Genomic DNA, 22,220 nt, shown 5'->3' on the forward strand with positions numbered 1-22,220 from the left:
GGGCGGTGAAGTGCATAATGGGTTCGACCGAGATGGAACAGATATTGGCATATATTCAAGACCATATTGAAGATCCGCTGCCGCTTGCGAGGCTAGCCGAGCAGGCGTCGTACAGCCCATATCACTTTACCCGCTTATTCAAGGACAAGATGGGCATCTCGCCTATGTATTACGTCTCTGCTCTTCGGCTGCAGAAGGCGAAGGAGCTGCTGCTTAACAGCTCGCTTAGCATTCGGGACATTGGCATGGAGATTGGCCAGCAGAGCCTTGGCACCTTCACCACCCGATTCACGCAGAAGGTCGGAATGACACCGGCTCAGTTCCGCAACACTGCGGAGAGTGCCGGACAATATTTGTCCCTGCTGCAGGAGCTGAAGGATTGGCGCACATCTGATCTATTAGCCCCGCAGCATGCAACGGTTCGAGGAGCCGTTACAAGCGAATTTGCGTTCGAGGGCGTTGTATTAATCGGCCTGTTCCCTAAGCCTATTCCGGAGGGTCTGCCCCTGTACGGCACATTGCTTGGAGCGTTGGGGGAGTTCGTCATTCCGAATGTGAAGCCGGGCATCTATTATGTGATGGCGACGACGATTTCGTGGGGCACAGAGGCGAAGCGCATGCTGCTTCCACAGACAACGCTGCGTTCGCGCTCGAAGACAGCTATTGTCGTTGGAGCAGGCGAAGAGCTGCCCGCGCTGGATGTCTCGCTGCATCCGCCAAGCCTCATTGATCCGCCTATTCTCATTTCGCTTCCCGTGCTGATGAACCGGTTTCTGGGGCGAGTGATGCCTGAAGCAAGCCGGGGGCCCTAGCATTTTGCATGCTGCAAACAATTTGGTTATTGAGTTGAATGCTATCTAACGATTATAATATAGCGAGTATGAAGTCTAACAGAAAAGGTGTTAATGCATGAGCATATTAAATGTAGAACGTCTCAGCCACGGCTTTGGAGACCGCGCTATCTTCAATGACGTGTCGTTTCGCTTGCTGAAGGGCGAGCATATCGGTTTGATTGGCGCGAATGGTGAAGGTAAATCCACGTTTATGAACATTATTACGGGCAAGCTTCAGCCTGATGACGGCAAAGTGGAATGGTCGAAGCGCATGCGCGTCGGTTATCTGGACCAGCACGCCGTGCTGACCAAAGGCATGACCATTAGAGACGTGCTTAAGGGCGCGTTCCAATACCTGTTCGATATGGAGCAGGAGATGAACGACATGTACGGCAAGATGGGGGAGGTCTCGCCCGAGGAGCTGGAGCGTCTGCTGGAAGACGTCGGTACGATTCAGGATACGCTGACGAACCAGGATTTCTATATGATCGACGCCAAGATTGAAGAGACCGCGCGTGGTCTGGGCCTGACCGATATCGGTCTGGACAAGGATGTACACGATCTGAGCGGCGGCCAGCGCACGAAGGTGCTTCTCGCCAAGCTGTTGCTGGAGAAGCCTGATATTCTGCTCTTGGACGAGCCGACGAACTACTTGGACGAGGTCCATATCGAGTGGCTGAAGCGATACCTGCAAGAATACGAGAATGCCTTTATCCTCATTTCTCATGATATTCCGTTCCTGAACAGCGTAATTAATCTGATCTACCATATGGAGAATCAGGAGCTGAACCGTTACGTTGGAGATTATAACCACTTCCAGCAAGTGTACGAGATGAAGAAGCAGCAGCTGGAGTCCGCATACAAGCGCCAGCAGCAGGAGATTGCGGACCTGAAGGACTTTGTCGCGCGGAACAAAGCCAGTGTCGCAACCCGTAACATGGCCATGTCCAGACAGAAGAAGCTCGACAAGATGGATGTTATCGAGCTGGCGAAGGAGAAGCCGAAGCCGCAATTCAGCTTCAAGGAAGGCCGCACCGCCGGCCGTGTGATCTTCGAGACCAACGAGCTCGTGATCGGTTATTCCGAACCGCTGTCTCGTCCGCTGAACCTGCGAATGGAGCGCGGACAGAAGATTGCGCTCGTCGGCGCCAACGGGATTGGCAAGACGACTCTGCTTCGCAGTATTCTGGGCGAAATTCCGGCTGTATCCGGCTCTGTCGAGCTGGGCGACAACCTGGAGATCGGCTACTTCGAGCAAGAATCGAAGGAAGCGAACTATAATACATGTATCGAAGAGATATGGAACGTATTCCCTTCGTTTACACAATTCGAGGTTCGCGCCGCCCTGGCGAGATGCGGCTTGACCACCAAGCATATCGAAAGCAAAATTACGGTTCTGAGCGGCGGCGAGAAGGCCAAGGTTCGGCTCTGTAAGCTCATTAACCGCGATACGAACCTGCTGGTGCTCGACGAGCCGACGAACCACTTGGACGTCGACGCGAAGGAAGAACTGAAGCGAGCGCTCAGGGCGTACAAAGGCAGTATTCTCTTGATCTCTCACGAACCTGAATTCTATCGTGACGTAGTAACCGAAACCTGGAATTGCGAGAGCTGGACAACAAAAGTATTCTAATGACAATGAATGGTCAACACATAGAAAGCACCTGGCGGGAGAAGAACTCTTGCCGCTGGGGCTTTCTTTTTTTTGCGCTCTTCCTGAATTTGAAAATACAGGTATAATGGAGGTAGCAGGAAATGGAAATCAGATTGTATAAGCTAAATGATGAAACGCTTGGTGTTAGGCTTGTTCGTTTCAATCGAGATGATGTGCTTCGTATTAAAGCCATACAAGGACATCGGTGGGTACCTGCAGAGCGTATATGGACGCTGCCTTATACACTTGATGTGGTTCAACGATTAATCGATGCATATCCCCATTATGCTTTCGTGCCTGACGCTGCCCTTCAAGAGGAATGTTATTTGTTCAGTGAACGGAAGGCCAGACTGGGCAAAGCCGCTCTGATCTGGAGCCCAGAGGATGAGAGGAAGCTGCGAGATCAGCTTAAACTGCGAGGATACAGCGCCAGGACGATACGAGTGTATGCCGGTCATGTGAAGAGATATCATACCTTCACCATGACGCAATTGGGGACAACCGAGTGGGGAGCTAGCGTTATTCAGCCTTACCTGCTGCAGTTGCTTGATTCACAATTTTCTCATGCTTATGTGAACCAAGCAATCAGCGCGATTAAATTTTATAAGGAAAAAGTGCTTCAGATCAAGGACGATACAAAATTCGTTCGACCCAAAAAAGAAAAAAAGCTGCCACAAATTCTTTCACTGACTGAAGTGAAATGCCTGCTGCAAGCCTTGAACAACGAAAAGCACATCGCATTACTTGCGCTGACTTACTCCTCAGGTCTACGGGTAGGAGAGGTCGTGCGCTTGAGACTGGACGATGTTGATATCGGCAGGCGCTCGCTGCGAATCAAACAAGCCAAGGGACGCAAGGATCGGTATACCTTGCTATCCGATCAAGCCTTCCATCTGGTTCAGGTGTACGTCAAGACCTATTCACCCCAGACATGGCTCTTCCCCGGCCAAGATCCCAATAGTCATCTCACAGAACGGTCCGCGCAGAGGCTGTTCGAACGAGCTTTGGAAGCATCCGGCATCAACAAAAAAGTGAGTATACACAGCCTTCGCCACTCCTTCGCCACTCACTTGCTGGAAAGCGGCGTAGATCTCCGCTACATCCAAGAGCTCCTCGGCCACCAAAGCCCCCGCACAACCCAGATCTATACCCACGTCACATCAAAGGACCTCCGCCGCATTCGAAGTCCTTTGGATAGTTAATGGGATGCGTAAGGGAAGAGATCTTGGAGATATAGGAAGAAGGTAGGGAAGAGATCAGGGAAGAGATCTTGTAAGAGATTTAGGAGATCTGATCAAGTTGGCTTTGTTGGCGTGCAGGTTGGGTTGTGAGAGGGATTAGCTAACGTTGGTTGGTGGTCGGCATCGGATGGATTAGCGTCGAATTATTGCAATTAACACGAACAACAGAAACACCACACCCAGAACAACTTAACCAAAAGTACAGCAATAAAAACGTTATGTGTCATTGCCTTGATCAAAGAAGTACAACCCATCAGGAATCTAGAACATGTAAAAGTCCTTCTGATGTGAATCGATGAAGAGTATACAAGGACTATTATCATGATCTGTCTGGATTCCTGACCGAAATCGTGTACGACTTGACCTAACCTAGCTTTCAATAGGAAACCCGTACAGGGCGTATTAAGGGATCATCCGAAAAAATGACGTAAAGGGCAAAACTGAAATGCGATTGTACAAGGCGGAAGTTACTTTTCCGCCCTAGCAACAATCAGCATTTCTGCCCATTTACATCTCCCTGGTAACCGCATCGGATGAACCCTTAAGCCCTGTACAAACCCTATTGAATGACTAGAAAGCGTTAGGTCAAGATCGTAAAACACGATTTCTTGGGTTAACTCGGAGAAGAGGCAACGACACATAACACCAGATTCACGCTGCGTCGCCTGTCGGCTCCTTGGTCCGGCCGGAGTATAGGAAGAGGATACGAAGATGATAATTCAGTAGCAGGGAAGCACATTCAGCCGGACAATCCTGCACAGGCTAAGTCCTTCGGACCCGGCAAGTCGATCGCTGCGCTTGATCGACAGGGCAGCTTAAGCCAGTGAGGATTCGCGAATCCCAAACGTTATGTGTCATTGCCTTGGTCAAAGAAGTAGAACCCATCAGGAATCTAGATCATATATAAGTCCTTTTGAGGTGACTCGATGAAGAGTATTCAAGGACTATTATCATGATCTGTCTGGATTCCTGACCGAAATCGTGTACGACTTGACCTAACCTAGCTTTCAATAGGAAACCCGTACAGGGCGTAGGAAGGGATCATCCGAAAAAATGACGTAAAGGGCAAAACTGAAATGCGATTGTACAAGGCGGAAGTTACTGTTTCGCCCTAGCAACAATCAGCATTTCTGCCCCTTTACATCTCCCTGGTAACCCTTAAGCCCTGTACAAACCCTATTGAAAGACTAGAAAGCGTTAGGTCAAGATCGTAAAACACGATTTCTTGGGCTAACTCGGAGAAGAGGCAACGACACATAACACCAGATTCACGCTGCGTCGCCTGTCGGCTCCTTGGTCCGGCCGGAGTATAGGAAGAAGATTCAATGAAGATAACTCAGTAGCAGGGAAGCACATTCAGCCGGACAATCCTGCACAGGCTAAGTCCTTCGGACCCGGCAAGTCGATCGCTACGCTTGATCGAAAGGGCAGCTTAAGCCAGTGAGGATTCGTGAATCCCAAACGTTATATGACATTAACCTGGTTACAATGAAGTAAAAACCCATCAGGAATCTAAATCATGTATAAGTCCTTTTGAGGTGATTCGGTGAAGAGTATGCAAGGACTAATCATGATCTGGCCGGATTCCTGACCGAAATCGTGTACGACTTGACCTAACCTAGCTTTCAATAGGAACCCCGTACAAGGCGTAATAAGGGATCATCCGAAAAAATGACGTAAAGGGCAAAAACGAAATGCGATTGTATAAAGAGCGGAAGTTAGTTTCCACCCTAGCTACAATCCGCATTTCTGCCCATTCACGTCTCCCTAGTAACCCATCGGATGAACCCTTTAGCCCTGTACAAACCTATTGAAAGACTAGAAAACCGTTAGGTCAAGATCGTAAACACGATTTCTTGGGTTGATTCGGAGAAGGGTTAACGTCATATAACACCAGCTTCACGCTGCGTCGCCTGTCGGCTCCTTGGTCCGGCCGAAGCATAGGAAGACAATTCAATGAAGATAACTCAGTTTGCAGGGAAGCATATTCAGCCGGACAATCCTGCATTGGCTAAGTCCTTCGGACCCGGCAAGTCGATCGCTGCGCTTGATCAACAGGGCAGCTTAAGCCAGTGAGGATTCGCGAATCCCAAACGTTATATGACATTAACCTGGTTACAATGAAGTAAAAACCCATCAGGAATCTAAATCATGTATAAGTCCTTTTGAGGTGATTCGGTGAAGAGTATGCAAGGACTAATCATGATCTGGCCGGATTCCTGACCGAAATCGTGTACGACTTGACCTAACCTAGCTTTCAATAGGAACCCCGTACAAGGCGTAATAAGGGATCATCCGAAAAAATGACGTAAAGGGCAAAAACGAAATGCGATTGTATAAAGAGCGGAAGTTAGTTTCCACCCTAGCAACAATCAGCATTTCTGCCCATTCACGTCTCCCTAGTAACCCATCGGATGAACCCTTTAGCCCTGTACAAACCTATTGAAAGACTAGAAAACCGTTAGGTCAAGATCGTAAACACGATTTCTTGGGTTGATTCGGAGAAGGGTTAACGTCATATAACACCAGATTCACGCTGCGTCGACTGTCGGCTCCTTGGTCCGGCCGGAGTATAGGAAGTGGATTCAATGAAGATAACTCAGTAGCAGGGAAGTGTAATCGGCCGGACAATCCTGCACTGGCTAAGTCCTTCGGACCCGGCAAGTCGATCGCTTCGCTTGATCGACAGGGCAGCTTAAGCCAGTGAGGATTCGCGAATCCCAAACGTTATCTGATATTGACCTGATCAAAGAAGTAAAAACCCATCAGGAATCTAGAACATGTATAAGTCCTTTGAGGTAATTCGATGAAGTGTATGCAAGGACTATATTATGATCTATTGGATTCCTGACCGAAATCGTGTACGACTTGACCTAACCTAGCTTTCAATAGGAAACATGTACAGGGCGTATTAAGGGATCATCCGAAAAAATGATGTAAAGGGCAAAACCGAAATGCGATTGTACAAGGCGGAAGTTACTGTTCCGCCCTAGCAACAATCAGCATTTCTGCCTCTTTACATCTCCCTGGTAACCGCATCGGATGAACCCTTAAGCCCTGTACAAACCCTATTGAATGACTAGAAAGCGTTAGGTCAAGATCGTAAACACGATTTCTTGGGTTAACTCGAAGAAGGGTCAACATCAGATAACACCAGATTCACGCTGCGTCGCCTGTCGGCTCCTTGGTCCGGCCGAAGCATAGGAAGAGGATTCAATGAAGATAACTCAGTTTGCAGGGAAGCACATTCAGCCGGACAATCCTGCACAGGCTAAGTCCTTCGGACCCGGCAAGTCGATCGCTGCGCTTGATCGACAGGGCAGCTTAAGCCAGTGAGGATTCGCGAATCCCAGAACGTTATGTGAAATAGTTGTAATAGGGATGAGGGGAGATGGAGATCTATGAATAATAACAGTCAAAAGAATAAAGAAGCTAAACAATCTCCGGCTTCATCAGGTTTTTTTATAGCTGCATGGTTATGGGTTGTAGGAATGACCTTTTTTTATCTTCCAATTTATTATGGAGAAATCCCACATGCTATAAGTATTATCTTTAAGGTTATTGGTTGGATAGCTCTTATTTTCGGTGTTTTAGGTATGATGATAGAGACATCGAAGGTTTTAAAGCACGAAGCTTTTAGTTACTGGGGCGCTAGTCTCGCATTCTTTATACCACTTTTACTTTTGCATTTATTTCAAATCAAATACGTAAGTAACATCACTGTTATTAATATTATTAAATCATTAAATGTAATTTTGTTTCTTGTTGGATCGGGGATATTCTTATATGGAATATCATATTTCTTTAATAAACCAAGTGAATCGACAAATGAAAAAAATACAACTATCGCAAAGCAGGAGAATAAAAAAAGTAAAGTTGAAACCACAGTTACAATATTTATTGTCTTGATTTCTATAATTACGGCAATCATTCAGTTAACAACTGAAATAATAAAGATTCGTGGGTAGACTCGATGAAGACAACTACTTCACATAACACCATATTCACACATCGGGCTGGCGCCCTCGGTCCCAGAAGCGGCTTCAGGAAGTGTTTGCTGTGGACACACCCGACTTCGTCGGGCGTCGTGAATATACGAAACGTTATATGACATTAACCTGGTACAATGAAGTAAAAACCCATCAGGAATCTAAATCATGTATAAGTCCTTTTGAGGTGATTCGATGAAGAGTATGCAAGGACTAATCATGATCTGGCCGGATTCCTGACCGAAATCGTGTACGACTTGACCTAACCTAGCTTTCAATAGGAAACCCGTACAGGGCGTAGGAAGGGATCATCCGAAAAATGACGTAAAGGGCAAAAACGAAATGCAATTGTATAAAGAGCGGAAGTTAGTTTCCGCCTTAGCTACAATCAGCATTTCTGCCCATTTACGTCTCCCTGGTAACCCCCCATCGGATGAACCCTTAAGCCCTGTACAAACCCTATTGAAAGACTAGAAAACCGTTAGGTCAAGATCATAAACACGATTTCTTGGGTTGATTCGGAGAAGGGTTAACGTCATATAACACCAGATTCACGCTGCGTCGCCTGTCGGCTCCTTGGTCCGGCCGAAGTATAGGAAGAGGATTCAATGAAGATAACTCAGTAGCAGGGAAGCACATTCAGCCGGACAATCCTGCACTAGCTAAGTCCTTCGGACCCGGCAAGTCGATCGCTGCGCTTGATCGACAGGGCAGCTTAAGCCAGTGAGGAATCGCGAATCCCAGAACGTTATGTGTCATTGCCTTGATCAAAGAAGTAGAACCCATCAGGAATACCGATCATGTAGAAGTCCTTCTGAGGTAATTCGCTGAAGAGTATGCAAGGACTATTATCATGATCTGTCTGGATTCCTGACCGAAATCGTGTACGACTTGACCTAACCTAGCTTTCAATAGGAAACCCGTACAGGGCATTATAAGGGATCATCCGAAAAAATGACGTAAAGGGCAAAACCGAAATGCGATTGTACAAAGCGGAAGTTACTGTTCTGCCCTAGCAACAATCAGCATTTCTGCCCCCTTTACATCTCCCTGGTAACCCCATCGGATGAACCCTTAAGCCCTGTACAAAGCCTATTGAAAGACTAGAAAGCGTTAGGTCAAGATCGTAAAACACGATTTCTTGGGTTAACTCGAGGAAGAGGCAACGACACATAACACCAGATTCACGCTGCGTCGCCTGTCGGCTCCTTGGTCCGGCCGAAGCATAGGAAGAGGATTCAATGAAGATAACTCAGTTTGCAGGGAAGCACATTCAGCCGGACAATCCTCACTGACTCAGTCCTTCAGACCCGGCTTCGCCTTGAGCCAGTGAGGATTCGTGAATCCCAAACGTTATATGACATTAACCTGGTTACAATGAAGTAAAAACCCATCAGGAATCTAAATCATGTATAAGTCCTTTTGAGGTGATTCGGTGAAGAGTATGCAAGGACTAATCATGATCTGGCCGGATTCCTGACCGAAATCGTGTACGACTTGACCTAACCTAGCTTTCAATAGGACCCCCGTACAAGGCGTAATAAGGGATCATCCGAAAAAATGACGTAAAGGGCAAAAACGAAATGCGATTGTATAAAGAGCGGAAGTTAGTTTCCACCCTAGCTACAATCCGCATTTCTGCCCATTCACGTCTCCCTAGTAACCCATCGGATGAACCCTTTAGCCCTGTACAAACCTATTGAAAGACTAGAAAACCGTTAGGTCAAGATCGTAAACACGATTTCTTGGGTTGATTCGGAGAAGGGTTAACGTCATATAACACCAGATTCACGCTGCGTCGCCTGTCGGCTCCTTGGTCCGGCCGAAGCATAGGAAGAGAATTCAATGAAGATAACTCAGTTTGCAGGGAAGCATATTCAGCCGGACAATCCTACACTGGCTAAGTCCTTCGGACCCGGCAAGTCGATCGCTGCGCTTGATCGACAGGGCAGCTTAAGCCAGTGAGGATTCGCGAATCCCAAACGTTATGTGTCATTGCCGTGATCAAAGAAGTAGAACCCATCAGGAATACCGATCATGTATAAGTCCTTCTGAGGTGATTCGATGAAGTGTATGCAAGGACTATATTATGATCTGTCTGGATTCCTGACCGAAATCGTGTACGACTTGACCTAACCTAGCTTTCAATAGGAAACCCGTACAGGGCGTATTAAGGGATCATCCGAAAAAATGATGTAAAGGGCAAAACCGAAATGCGATTGTACAAGGCGGAAGTTACTGTTCCGCCCTAGCAACAATCAGCATTTCTGCCCCTTTACATCTCCCTGGTAACCGCATCGGATGAACCCTTAAGCCCTGTACAAACCTATTGAAAGACTAGAAAACCGTTAGGTCAAGATCGTAAACACGATTTCTTGGGTTAACTCGAAGAAGGGTCAACATCAGATAACACCAGATTCACGCTGCGTCGCCTGTCGGCTCCTGGGTCCGGCCGGAGTATAGGAAGAGGATTCGAAGAGGATAACTCAGTAGCAGGGAAGCGTAATCAGCCGGACAATCCTGCACTGGCTAAGTCCTTCGGACCCGGCAAGTCGATCGCTTCGCTTGATCGACAGGGCTGCTTAAGCCAGTGAGGATTCGTGAATCCCAGAACGTTATCTGATATTGACCTGATCAAAGAAGTAAAAACCCATCAGGAATACCGATCATGTATAAGTCCTTCTGAGGTGATTCGATGAAGTGTATGCAAGGACTATATTATGATCTGTCCGGATTCCTGACCGAAATCGTGTACGACTTGACCTAACCTAGCTTTCAATAGGAAACCCGTACAGGGCGTATTAAGGGATCATCCGAAAAAATGATGTAAAGGGCAAAACCGAAATGCGATTGTACAAGGCGGAAGTTACTGTCCACCCTAGCAACAATCAGCATTTCTGCCCCTTTACATCTCCCTGGTAACCCTATCGGATGAACCCTTAAGCCCTGTACAAACCCTATTGAAAGACTAGAAAACACTTAGGTCAAGATCGTAAACACGATTTCTTGGGTTAACTCGAAGAAGGGTCAACATCAGATAACACCAGATTCACGCTGCGTCGCCTGTCGGCTCCTTGGTCCGGCCGGAGTATTGGAAGAGGACTCGATGAAGATAATTCAGATTGCAGGGAAGCGTAATCAGCCGGACAATCCTGCACTGGCTAAGTCCTTCGGACCCGGCAAGTCGATCGCTGCGCTTGATCGAAAGGGCAGCTTAAGCCAGTGAGGATTCGCGAATCCCAAACGTTAACTGAAATTCCTGTATGACTTAATTAGACAAGGGGATACGAAGATGCCCTACACAAAGGCGGTTATTACTGATCCATATTACGATAAGCCAATTTGGATTACAGGCGAAGTTACTCGAAAGGAATTCTTGTGTCTCTCAGCAGAGTCCAGCAGCCATGATGTAGAATTGTTCCTAACTCATCTTTTTGGCTACATGGATATTAATGTTGAGCAATCGTTGCTGTTATCCTTTAATGAATTGTTTGAGCAAGATTATATAGCACTTTCGGGTGGAGTTGCTTTCTTTGCTGACGAGAATAACTATATTTTGCCGAGTTGCTGTTGCGGGCTTGAAGATTATTCAAATGCAATTGATTCAATTATTAATAAACAAAGCCCGTGGATGGGACATGATCCCGCACCGGGATTAACCTACAATAATAACCAAGTGTACGTATGGCCAGATGATCCAGAATCGTCTATTAGTAATAAGTATTTTATTGAATTCTCATACCAAGAACTGAAAGAGAATCTTGAAAAAACCTCAAAAGAAATTAAAGGATTTATTGAAGGACCATTGTATTGTTGGATCGTTAAAGAAAATAGTGAAATTGCTAATACAATGAGAGCAAAAATGAAAAAATGGTTGTTGAATGAATAATCTTGAAAGTAAATCAAGGATGCCAGGAACTTCAGTTAACACCATATTCTATCAAGCCCCCTAATTAAGTTGGAGAATACCTAGGGAAATAAGGTACCATTTAGATAGGGGGCTGGAGGAAATGAGGCAGCGTAACAATACGTTCAAAGAAGTACGTTACAAGGTAGCGCAAGAGGCATTGGCTGGCATCAAGGTGGGAGTACTCGCCCGGAAATATGAGGTTTCCCCAAAGACGATTCGGAACTGGGTGAAGGAGTTTCAAGAGACGTTTGGTGAAGATGCAGTACCGACCATTGATGAGCGCCTGGACGAGTCGAAGCGGTTGGCCGAAATGGAAGAAAAGTATAACCGGGCATTGAAAGCCTTAGGGGAAAAGGAACTAGAAAACGAAGTGCTTCGAGAGCTCGTAAAAAAGGTGAACCCTGCTTGGAAGACCGACTCCACGTCGCACAGACGTTCATCGGGCAGGGACACGTAGCGGCCACCGTGCTCGCGTTTACAGGAGTTTCATCTTCCACCTACTACGAGCGCAAGGAGCGCTATGGGAAAGCGGTGAACGAAGGGACCGTAGTATCAGTCCCTCGCCCAGGCCGTCCGCTAAGCACGCACTCGCGCACCCAATCTGGGCAGATCGTCAGCGATGCTCAAATTGAGGAGTGGCTGATGGAGCTGGCAGCTGGCGAGGAGCATGGATACGGGTATCTTCTGTTGAACGAGTGCCTGCGCAACCAGCACGCCTTGGTAATCAACAAGAAGAAGACGTACCGTCTCTGTAAGAAGCTGGGCCTTCTTCACCCGCAGCGCCGAAAAATAACGCACTACCCACGTCGCTTGGCACGTAACGCGGAAGTGACGGCATCCAATGAGCAGTGGCAGTTAGATATTAAATACGGTTACGTTGCAGGGTACGACCAATTCTTTTACATTGCGGATATGATCGACGTCTTCGACCGTACGCTTGTAGGCTACCACATTGGCTCCTGTTGCGAGGCGAAGGATGTTTGCCGAATGGTTCGGGCAGCGCTGGACGCTCGTCTGGGGCCTATGGCAAAGCCGCCGGTAATCCGCACAGACAACGGGCCGCAGTTCGTCAGCAAGGCCTTTGGAGAGCTGTGCGAAGAGCGGCAGATTACCCACGAGCGCATACCGCCGAAGACACCAAACATGAACGCGTACATCGAATCGTTCCATGCGACACTTGAGCGTGACCTGCTCAGCAAAGAAACTTTTGATACGTTCCAGGATGCGTACAAGGCTGTAGAAAACTATATCGAGTTTTACAACAACCGGCGGATGCACAGAAGCCTCGGGAAACGCTCTCCTGCTTTGTTCATGGCATGGGCCAAGACAAAGACGCGGGAAGAGCTGGAACCGTTCAAGCGAACGGTGTAAATGAAGCAAACGAGAGTAAAATGGCGAAATATGCAGCTGTGTTACGCCAACTCAGTTTTACATAGGTAATACTCCGGAATTAGGGGGTCTGACCGTATTCACGCATCGGGCTGACGCCCTCGGTCTGTCCGGAGATATGACAGAGAAGCTGAATCAGCCGGACACATCCGACATTCGTCGGACGTCGTAAATACAGAGAACGTTAGGCGAAATCGTATCAAGAATGGAGACAATAAATGAAAATAAAGGACTTATTTCCATCTGAGGACATGCTCTCTAGATGGATAGTTGGATTATCGATTATTCATAATCAATTAAAGTATATTGAAGAACAAGCCTTAAGTTTATTGAGAAGAAAGCAGATACAATTCATTGTGGAGGATATGTCACCTCAATTTAGATTTATGTGTTCTACTTTAAGAGAAGCGATATGGTATTTATATAAGACACGAGAAGAAAAGGAAATAGAAGAATTTATTAATATCCTACCTTCTCATGTTAAACAAGAATATGAAACAATTATGAAATTATTTATAGGTAATGAGGACGAAGATATTCTTCAGAGAATGAGAGATGTACGAGATCGGTCATTTCATTTTCCAAAGCCTAATGATAATAGACACAATGAGTTAAAAGAGGCTTTAGAAAATCTTAAAGAACAGACCGTTATTGAAGGTAATCAAGAATATTTTCTATTTGGCACACAAATTGGTGATTACATAATGTATAAGTCATTTCTAAGAACAGAAGAGTTTAATTCAGAATATGAAAGATCATTAGTTGGCATAAAGAAAGTAAAAGAGGCTTTTCAAGAATATATTAAGTTCTCTAGAGAAGCAATTAATTTTTATATTAGCCATAGAACTGGCTAACATACGACTTCGCCTAACACAGTTTTCACGCATCGGGGCATTCGCCCCTCGGTCCGTCAGATGATACTTCGGGGAAGTGAATCAGCCGGACACATCCGACTTCGTCGGACGTCGTGAATACAAGAACGTTAGATGAAATATACGCTAAGGAGAGATCGTGTGAATGGGTGTCAATTTTACTGCATTATTTGACTATAGTATTAATAAAGCAATGCTTCAATCGTTACCCTTGATACTAAATGATAAATCAAATTTTCAATATCTCTTTAATGCAGCGAACTCACTTGATGATGTATTAATTGAAAATTGGGAATGGCCACAGGATAATGTTCGACATAGATCCATTGAGAAAGAGTTTGAAGATGAGGGTTTCGTAAGTATAGCTGGTCCAGGGGGAATAGTACTTTATATTGGTAATCACTTATGTGAACTTAGCTCAGCTATTAGGTGGAGGACATTTTTATCAGAACAAATAATACAGGAAAAAATAATAAAAATAAGTTTGGAGTTTTCAAAGATTTTTGGATTGCCATTGTATGCTCCTGACTATTTTTGCTTAAGTAGTTTTTTATTCGATGGCGATAACATGGATGATGTAAAGCAATACTTAAAACGGACTTATGGTGATCCAGCAAATACTATAAATGAAATGTGGGATGATCTAAAAAGTTCTAAAGAATATAGGAAATACTACATTAGAACTTTGTAGAATTAATTCGTTGATTCAAAGCAGGCGTATACATCATCTAACACCATATTCGCGCATAGGGCCTTCAGCCCTCGATCCCCAAATCGGTATCAAAGAAGCGGTTGCTGTGGACACAACTGGCATCGCCGGGCGTCGTGAAGGTACGAAACGTTAGGCGAAACTATTCGAACGCGAGGAGGGTATATGAAGTACATATTCCTATTAACTATTGTTATGTTATTAGCGTCTTGTGCATCCGATAATGAGATACCGTCAATTACAAGCACCTTATTAAACCAGTCAGACTCTGAATATTCAATAATAAGTGCAACAGGAACAAATACACCAATGATCTTTAAATTAACAAGTAATGGGGAACAAGAGTCAGTTGAGTTTTGGCTTGATCATTATATTGATGGCAAATATCAAGGAAAAATTCTGAAATTACAAGGCTATACCGATGTGAAAAAGAAAGAAACTAGATTATATTTGTTTTCAAGAACTATTGACGCAGACGAGCAAACGTGGGCATTGTCGTTTCGACAAGACTCCGAAAATTCGATTACCCATACAACACTTAAAATGAATAATGAACAAACTTCCACAAGTTATTATGATGTGTATCCAAATGTAAAGATAGTTAAGGGATACGAAAGTTCTATAGGACGAATAGTAATAGACGGAGATAAGGCGCAAAGAATTGATAAAAATGGTAATGAGGAAACTGTTATTAAAAAAGGACATGAAGTATTTATAGTTAAATGTAAGATGATTTGAGCGTGAGCGGCATCGGCTAACACCATATTCACGCATTGGGCTACGCCCTCGATCCCAGAAGCGGCTTCGAAGAAGTGGTTGCTGTGGACACACCCGGCATTTGCCGGGCGTCGTGAATGTACGGAACGTTATCTGAAATAAATCAAATGACTGAAAGGTGAGTTATGAAGTTTTTCTATCGTTATTTCATATTATCAATAATGTTTGGAATTGTGTTGTATATAAGTACATTTCTTTATTTTGGTGAATATGAACACCGTTATAGAGATGGATTTGTTGTTCCAAATAAACTTGACAAGCAAATTGGAATAATGTTACTAACAATTTTCTTCCTGAATCCGTGACAGCTTAGGTCCCCTACCTCCTAGGCAGTCCGTATTTTGGAAAACAGGCGTAGAAGATTGTGTATCTTACAACATTCCCATCTTCGGATTCAAACAAGAAGCGCTTTTCACAGGAAGCAAGGCATGCGAAATAAACCTCCTTTTTTACAGGGGGGAGGCGACTGGTGGCTGTGCTTGCGTTTCATTCACAATAATCAGGCAAATGCCTGGTAGATTCGACGAACGGTTTGGAACCATGGACTGTAACGGCCGAAATTGAAGGACGTTTGTCGGGCATGGCGGCTGACTCTAGCTGCGATGTAGATGATGTTCTGAATGACAGTTCGGATACGACGGCGCCCGACGCCTCCACGAATCGGTGCATCATCTTGACGTAAGCTTTCTTGTCCCATGATGCGAAGCAGGTTATAGGCGAATACGCCAGCGTGCAGGACTAGCTCATTCGTATCGAACTTGCCTGCCGGCAATCGCTCCAAATCTAGATCGGTCTTAAGCTCACTATGAAATTGCTCGCTTGTGCCATGATCGCGATAAAGCTCAATGACACGCCATGGCGAGCAAGTCAGAGATGTCCAGTAAACGTTCACTTCCACATCTGGAAACATGAGCACCTGCCCATCCCGATCGATCGTACGCACGATGACTTGGAACACTTGACGCAGGTTACAATCGAAGTCTTTCTGTGGAAATGTAATCGCGCCGATGTAGGTGGTCTTCCCAGGGCGTTGCTCACAAGATATCCCTTTGTCTTCGGCTACTCGCAGCCAGCTTTCTTTGGAAGCGCCGCGAAGATTGACTTTAATGATGTAGTCAACATCTTTCTCCGCGTGGCAAACTTGCAAGTTTTCAAGACTATCGTGAGCAGAATCCATACGGACGAGTAGACGATCACTTGTAATGCGACGAGCGTAATGAATCGTTTCCCGAAGGAAATCAGCACCATCTTTCTGGCTGTGTGTACTACCTTCACGCAATTGAAGATTTACGCCATACCCTTCTCGGCCCAAATAGGCAAAGATGGGGGCATATCCAAATGTTCCTTTGTACGTGAGGGAGACACCTTCTTTTTTCGTGCCGGAGTTATCGAACGGCGAAACGTCAATGTCCAGCGGTATGACCGTATGCTCGCCTGCGTCAAGTCCAGTTACCGGGGCATTGAGGTTTCGGATGAGGTCGGCAGATTCCTGCAACAGAATGTCATTCCAATTGGCATCTATTGTTTGTGCAGCGGCATCCAGTCGCTGACGGAGCGTAGGGCTTGAAGGCACTTTGCGAATACCCAGGCATGTTTGAAACACCGTATCTTTGCGAAAAGGCTCGATGTGGTCGAAATCGCTTTTACCTTGGCAGAGCAGACCAAGATAGCTTTTCATGACTTCGCCGTTCCCGTGGATCGGATTCTCCATTCCTTTAACGGCTGAGCGATTAAGACGCTGAGACAACTGTGTATGGGAAAGCAGCGCACCGACCGCAGCCAAGCCTGCATGCGTTGTTAAGAGGATTTCCTTAGATTGGGTGAATTGGATCTTCATATTCAGCACCTCGTTGGTGAAAGTAGATAATAAGCGATTATCTTTAATTTTCGACTTCAGAGATGCATTTTCCTTTAAATATCTCGGTTTTTATAAACTTTGTATCACGGATTCAGGTTCTTATTAGTCTCTAGTTTAATATATTTTATTCTTAACAGACACCATAAACTAATCAAGAGAATAACTAATACCTTACTTGACATAATAATTCTTATGATAATCAGTTTAGTTATTAGCTATCCAATTATGGCGCCGATATATATATTACTTATGAATGAATAAGAAATATTAATATTTATCACAGTACAATATGGTTGTCAATTCATGTTGGTGATCTTCGTCGAGCGTTGTGAACATTCGAAACGTTATAAGAAATAGGCGAAATGCACAAAAAATAAATAATCCTCAATAACAGGTGATTAAATAATGAGATGTCCTCATTGCAACGAAGAATTGACTGATATTTCGTACTGTTTTGGTGCAAAAGCGCCTTACCACTATCTTGTTTTAAATGAAGAAGATCAAAAGGAAAGTGAACTTAATGATGATTTGTGTGTTATTGAATCGAGGGATTATTTTATTAGAGGCCATCTAGGAATTCCAATCATAGGTTCAGATGAAGTATTTATTTGGAGTGTGTGGTCTTCAATAAGTAAAGAGAATTTTGAAACGACAATTGAACTTTGGAATTCAGATCAGCGAAGTCAAGAGCCGGGTTATTTTGGTTGGTTTTCAAGCATGTTACCCATCTACCCTGAGACAATAAACTTGAAATGCATGATACAGACAAGAGAAGTAGGGAATTGCCCATTAATAATTTTAGAGGAATCCGATCATCCTTTATCACTTGAACAAAGGAATGGAATAACGATTGAAAGGGTAGTTGAAATCAATCATTTATTAATGCATGAAGCTTGATGAGACTGAAGATATTTCGAAGAAGACGCCGACATCTTATAACACCATGTTCACGCATCGGGGCATACGGCCCACGTTCCGGAAGAAGTTAGATGTGGATTCGAGGAGGCATATCAGCAGCTGGAAAGTATATTCAGCCGGACATATCCGTCCACCAATCCGCAGTCGTGGCCCTATTCTTTGGACCCTTAAGGCGGAAGATAAAGAGCGGATCGTTACCGACAATAACAGAATGGATTAGTTTTAAGGAAGAGACAGAATTATTATTGAGTCGTTTTCATTCTGAGCAAGAGAAAGATATTTTACCTATATTGATGTGTCCAGATGACAGTGATTTAATATGTATATGTACCATAATTGTTGCCGAAGTAACAAAAACTGATAATGAAGTAATTTGGAGTCGAGTCGGAGTAGATTCAAGTCAATTAGGAACTCCTTATAATTATGAACTTATAGGCACAACAGTAGTCTGGTTAGATTTAGCGCCTGAAATGAGTTTTTTAAAAAGCAGTATTTACAGGAAGAAGAAGCAGCCGGACAACCCTGCGAGGCTAAGTCTTCTACACGTCTCCCGTTGAAACCGAGAACAAAATAAAACACAAAGGAGTGGTTAATGTGGCGTTTGATACATTTTCTAAGAAGAGACTTGAAAAGATATTAAATAACTACATAGAGGAAAAGATCCCTGATCATCTCAAAATGGAAATTAAAATATTGTATAAGTTCCGAGGTAACACAATTACACTCACACAAGAAAGACCCTCATATAGACCAGGACAAAGAGTGGAACTCCCGATCGCACAGTTCAGATATATAGATAATAAATGGAGTGTATACTGGAAAGACAGTAAAGATAAGTGGCATTTTGTTGAAAATATAAAACCGATAGAAGATTTTGAAAAACAGTTAAAATCGATTGATAAAAAAGAATATGGATACATGTGGATGTAAATAACATTATATTCACTTATCGGGCATTCGCCCTCAGTGCGGATATATGATATTGGCAAGGAAGCGGAACCCGTCGGACACATCGGCATTAACTTAACAGCTAAAGGAGTCAAACGATGATTATTTACTTAGATGACAAAATGCAAAAAGCAATAGATGTCGCCGAGGAAAATTGGAGATGAATGCTCTCTAGTGCTTCTGTCGTCACCAGTTGCAGTTGAATACTACCCAAAAATAGGATTTGAAAAAGCAAATAACGCATATGTAGTGAAAAGGAAGAAGTAATAGACCGCGTTGCGGACACTCCCGTTCCTGGTTAAGGCAGTGAAGGTTATGGAAAAACAGGAGTAATTATAACGGTACAGGCACACGATATCGAAGATTTTTATCGAACAATTGTTCTTCAACTTCGTGGTATATGATGGTATAATAGGGAAGAACAATTGAAACTTGTGTGGGCATGGATGTTTGGATCGTTTATCCTTGCACTATTAGCATACATCAACTCTAACAACATGAGAAATTAAAAACCCACCCTATGGTTCAGCGCCGAAGGTGGGCTCTTCTTCGTCTAAACTCTAAATGGATAACCCCAATCTCCACAAAACGGGCCATTCGGTCCAGGTCCTATCCTATTAGCGCCTTAAGGAAAAGTGCTTTATTTATTTTATAGAAAAATTGATAATTCCAATAAAAGACTATACGAGATTTATTTGAACTTCAAGAATGAAAATGAATGAGTTTTGTTAGCAGATCAAAAATGAATAGGACTTCATTATGGGGGGGAAGACATTGCGGGCGACTCAGGATATTCTTCAAATTTGGAGGAAGTTCAATGACTTCCCAATGGAAACCATAACCAAAGCTTGGTATAGCCAAATTGCCTCAGATAGCAAGCAACGAACAGTAGACCTGATGAAGTTGCATCGAGACAAGTATGGAACATCAGGCAATTGCTTTGATCTAGCCATTTGGTTGATTGATGAGGTTAGAAAAAACAATCTAAATTGCTATGCTATATTTACACCACATTCGCATGTGGCCGTGGTCGTTATGAATGAAGAAGGAAGTAAGTATTTATGCGACCTCGGGGATCAATGGATTGAACCTATTCTGATAGACCGGAATCATAATGAATATAATGAAGATTATTTACCGGGTTTCTTTCCAGGTGCCCATATTAAGCTGAAGGTTCAGGCAAATCATCTTGTTGTCACATACAAAAGACCGAATGGGAAGAAAAGCAATCAAAGGTTTGATCTGACTCCAATATCTGATAATGAGTTACTAGCAGCAGGGGAGAAAACACAAAGAAAGTTAAGTACCCCACTGTTAGAAAAAAGATTATTTCTAGATCAACAAGTTGCTCACTGGGAATTTGATAACTATAGAAGCTTTACGAGCTTTGAAACCAGTAGGGAAGAGGAAATTCAACTTGTTAACATGGAGGAATGGGCTAATCGAATAAGTAATAAAAGCGGGATCAGTGAAGAGGTCATATTGAAGTCATTAAGAGTCTATTCAATGAAGCACCAGCGAAAATAAAATCCAATTGCTTATGGAAATACGGTTCGTTATGCGCTATTGCAAAGATCAATTTAAATGGGGGAGCAATATGAAGTTATATCATTTTAGCGAGGAAGATGATATATCCATTTTCAAGCCGAGGGTTAAAGATAACAGAAGAAATATGCCTCCAGTTGTTTGGGCTATTGATGAAGAACATCAATTTACTTTTTTTCTCCCGCGAAGCTGCCCACGAATCGTATATACCAAACATGACGATATAGATGAACAAGATTATAAAAAGTTCTTTGGTACGACAAATGCTGAAATTGTTATCACCTTAGAAGCAAACTGGTACAACTCCATAATGAATACCACATTATATAGATATGAATTACCAAGTGACACATTTTCAATATTTGATGAAAGAGCCGGCTATTATATTTCATATGAAGAAGTAAAGCCAAGCCGGTTGACACTCATCAAAAATGGAATTGAAAGATTAATTGCAATGAATATTGAAGTGCGCTTTACACCTGAATTAAACACTTTAAGAAATGAGCTCTTGAAATCAACAATTAAGGATTTTGGCATATATCATTTTGACAGAGTGGGTGCACTCCATGATATCAGTTAAAAAATATATTGATGATTGTATGAGCAACATTGAGTTCGAGCCTCCTCTTTTTTATAACGCCAAATTTGGTATTCGCTTTGAATTAGGATTGCCCTTTAGTTGGTTAGATGATGAGTCATATTTTAAGATCGTTCAAGAGAGGGCACTTGCTATATTTAGTGCTATTTTCAAATCGAACAGTCCAATCTATGTTATTTATGTTTTATTTGATCCAGTTGAGCCTCTCGATGCATACATAGAGGGAGAAGTTGACTTTTTCTCTACATTTCTTGATAAAAGCTTAATCAGCGACGTAGAGGAATTCAAAGTAGAAGAAGTACTTGATGAAGATACGAATGAATTAATAGGATACACAAAGAGTTATGGAGTTTTATGTACATTAGCAGATATTAATTATAGATCTTTATTGGGCGTTCTTGGTGGATTCTATAACGAAGCACGTATGTACATCAGTGGTCGTGTCTACTTTATAGAGAGCATAAGCAATATTGTGTATCATATTTACGACAATCGCGGTCTCGATGTAGTATCGCCAGATAAAGAATCCATATTTTACTTATACCGAGACTTCAATCAGTGGATACTAAATTATGATAGAGAACAAATCGATAAGAGTTTTGTTGGTATGTCATAGAATACAATAAAGAATTTAGAACTCTATAAGAAATTCGGATATGCGACATACAAAGAAGTAGAAGTAAATGAGCAGCTCAAATTAATTTATATGTATAAGGAGTTGCAAGTGTAATTGTATGCTAAGGAAAGGAATCATGAATATGAAACTTTATTATTTTTTCGATAGACTTATGATCTTTGCACTTCTTTTTATTATGGTTGATTTCTCATATTCCATTATTAAATTTCAAGAAATTAACATTAATCATGTAGAGGTTGATTGGATAAGAATTCTTATCTTTGCAATAGTCTTTACACTTTTTAAAAATGAAGAAAGCAATAATACCGGATTTTTAAAGAACAAACATGACGTACGTATTTT

General features: G+C 43.5%; 17 protein-coding genes. 16 read left to right on the forward strand and 1 reads right to left on the reverse strand.

Annotation, left to right across the window (positions count from 1 at the left end; genetic code table 11):
• Positions 1-17: 17 nt before the first annotated feature.
• The 10 genes from AB1S56_RS12605 to AB1S56_RS12650 all read left to right on the forward strand — a co-directional run bounded on the left by AB1S56_RS12605 (position 18) and on the right by AB1S56_RS12650 (position 15,335).
• On the forward strand, positions 18-812 hold the full coding sequence (locus tag AB1S56_RS12605; RefSeq protein ID WP_367903354.1) for a helix-turn-helix domain-containing protein: 795 nt from the start codon (positions 18-20) through the stop codon (positions 810-812).
• Between the two features lie 97 nt (positions 813-909).
• Positions 910-2,466 (forward strand): ABC-F family ATP-binding cassette domain-containing protein, encoded by a 1,557-nt coding sequence (locus AB1S56_RS12610; protein ID WP_340867378.1) that lies wholly within the window; start codon positions 910-912, stop codon positions 2,464-2,466.
• 122 nt (positions 2,467-2,588) lie between these two features.
• A complete protein-coding gene (locus AB1S56_RS12615; protein WP_340867376.1) occupies positions 2,589-3,689 on the forward strand; it encodes a tyrosine-type recombinase/integrase in 1,101 nt (366 codons plus the stop codon).
• Positions 3,690-7,129: 3,440 nt separating this feature from the next.
• The gene (locus AB1S56_RS12620) at positions 7,130-7,696 is read left to right on the forward strand and encodes a hypothetical protein (protein ID WP_340873795.1); all 567 of its coding nucleotides are present in this window, start codon (positions 7,130-7,132) and stop codon (positions 7,694-7,696) included.
• Positions 7,697-11,009: 3,313 nt separating this feature from the next.
• Positions 11,010-11,606 (forward strand): hypothetical protein, encoded by a 597-nt coding sequence (locus AB1S56_RS12625; protein ID WP_340873832.1) that lies wholly within the window; start codon positions 11,010-11,012, stop codon positions 11,604-11,606.
• Positions 11,607-11,727: 121 nt separating this feature from the next.
• Positions 11,728-12,084: a helix-turn-helix domain-containing protein gene (locus AB1S56_RS12630; RefSeq protein ID WP_340873818.1), complete on the forward strand. Its 357-nt coding sequence runs from the start codon at positions 11,728-11,730 to the stop codon at positions 12,082-12,084.
• On the forward strand, positions 12,033-12,998 hold the full coding sequence (locus AB1S56_RS12635) for an IS3 family transposase (RefSeq protein WP_367903355.1): 966 nt from the start codon (positions 12,033-12,035) through the stop codon (positions 12,996-12,998). Before AB1S56_RS12630 ends, AB1S56_RS12635 begins: the two co-directional genes overlap by 52 nt.
• A gap of 236 nt (positions 12,999-13,234) precedes the next feature.
• Entirely contained in the window at positions 13,235-13,870 is a 636-nt protein-coding gene (locus AB1S56_RS12640) for a hypothetical protein (RefSeq protein ID WP_340873798.1), read from the forward strand.
• A gap of 163 nt (positions 13,871-14,033) precedes the next feature.
• Positions 14,034-14,579 (forward strand): hypothetical protein, encoded by a 546-nt coding sequence (locus AB1S56_RS12645; protein WP_340873797.1) that lies wholly within the window; start codon positions 14,034-14,036, stop codon positions 14,577-14,579.
• A gap of 183 nt (positions 14,580-14,762) precedes the next feature.
• The gene (locus AB1S56_RS12650) at positions 14,763-15,335 is read left to right on the forward strand and encodes a hypothetical protein (protein WP_340873796.1); all 573 of its coding nucleotides are present in this window, start codon (positions 14,763-14,765) and stop codon (positions 15,333-15,335) included.
• Between the two features lie 538 nt (positions 15,336-15,873).
• On the opposite strand, the gene AB1S56_RS12655 is transcribed toward AB1S56_RS12650, so the two are convergent.
• A complete protein-coding gene (locus AB1S56_RS12655; protein WP_340873812.1) occupies positions 15,874-17,211 on the reverse strand; it encodes an IS1380 family transposase in 1,338 nt (445 codons plus the stop codon).
• 426 nt (positions 17,212-17,637) lie between these two features.
• Between AB1S56_RS12655 and AB1S56_RS12660 the strand changes: the two genes are divergently transcribed.
• The 6 genes from AB1S56_RS12660 (at position 17,638) to AB1S56_RS12685 (ending at position 21,857) form a co-directional block, all read left to right on the forward strand.
• The gene (locus AB1S56_RS12660; protein WP_340873722.1) at positions 17,638-18,129 is read left to right on the forward strand and encodes a DUF2199 domain-containing protein; all 492 of its coding nucleotides are present in this window, start codon (positions 17,638-17,640) and stop codon (positions 18,127-18,129) included.
• Between the two features lie 92 nt (positions 18,130-18,221).
• Positions 18,222-18,707, forward strand: coding sequence for a hypothetical protein (locus AB1S56_RS12665; RefSeq protein ID WP_340873721.1), 486 nt, complete (start codon positions 18,222-18,224; stop codon positions 18,705-18,707).
• Between the two features lie 37 nt (positions 18,708-18,744).
• Positions 18,745-19,080 (forward strand): DUF3024 domain-containing protein, encoded by a 336-nt coding sequence (locus tag AB1S56_RS12670; protein ID WP_340873720.1) that lies wholly within the window; start codon positions 18,745-18,747, stop codon positions 19,078-19,080.
• Positions 19,081-19,872: 792 nt separating this feature from the next.
• Entirely contained in the window at positions 19,873-20,625 is a 753-nt protein-coding gene (locus tag AB1S56_RS12675) for a hypothetical protein (RefSeq protein ID WP_340873719.1), read from the forward strand.
• Between the two features lie 70 nt (positions 20,626-20,695).
• Entirely contained in the window at positions 20,696-21,223 is a 528-nt protein-coding gene (locus AB1S56_RS12680) for a DUF6886 family protein (RefSeq protein WP_340873718.1), read from the forward strand.
• A complete protein-coding gene (locus AB1S56_RS12685; protein ID WP_340873717.1) occupies positions 21,210-21,857 on the forward strand; it encodes a DUF3885 domain-containing protein in 648 nt (215 codons plus the stop codon). The genes AB1S56_RS12680 and AB1S56_RS12685 overlap by 14 nt, the downstream gene beginning before the upstream one ends.
• The last annotated feature ends 363 nt before the right edge of the window (positions 21,858-22,220 follow it).

It is taken from the genome of Paenibacillus sp. PL2-23, from assembly GCF_040834005.1.
Taxonomy (GTDB): Bacteria; Bacillota; Bacilli; order Paenibacillales; family Paenibacillaceae; genus Pristimantibacillus.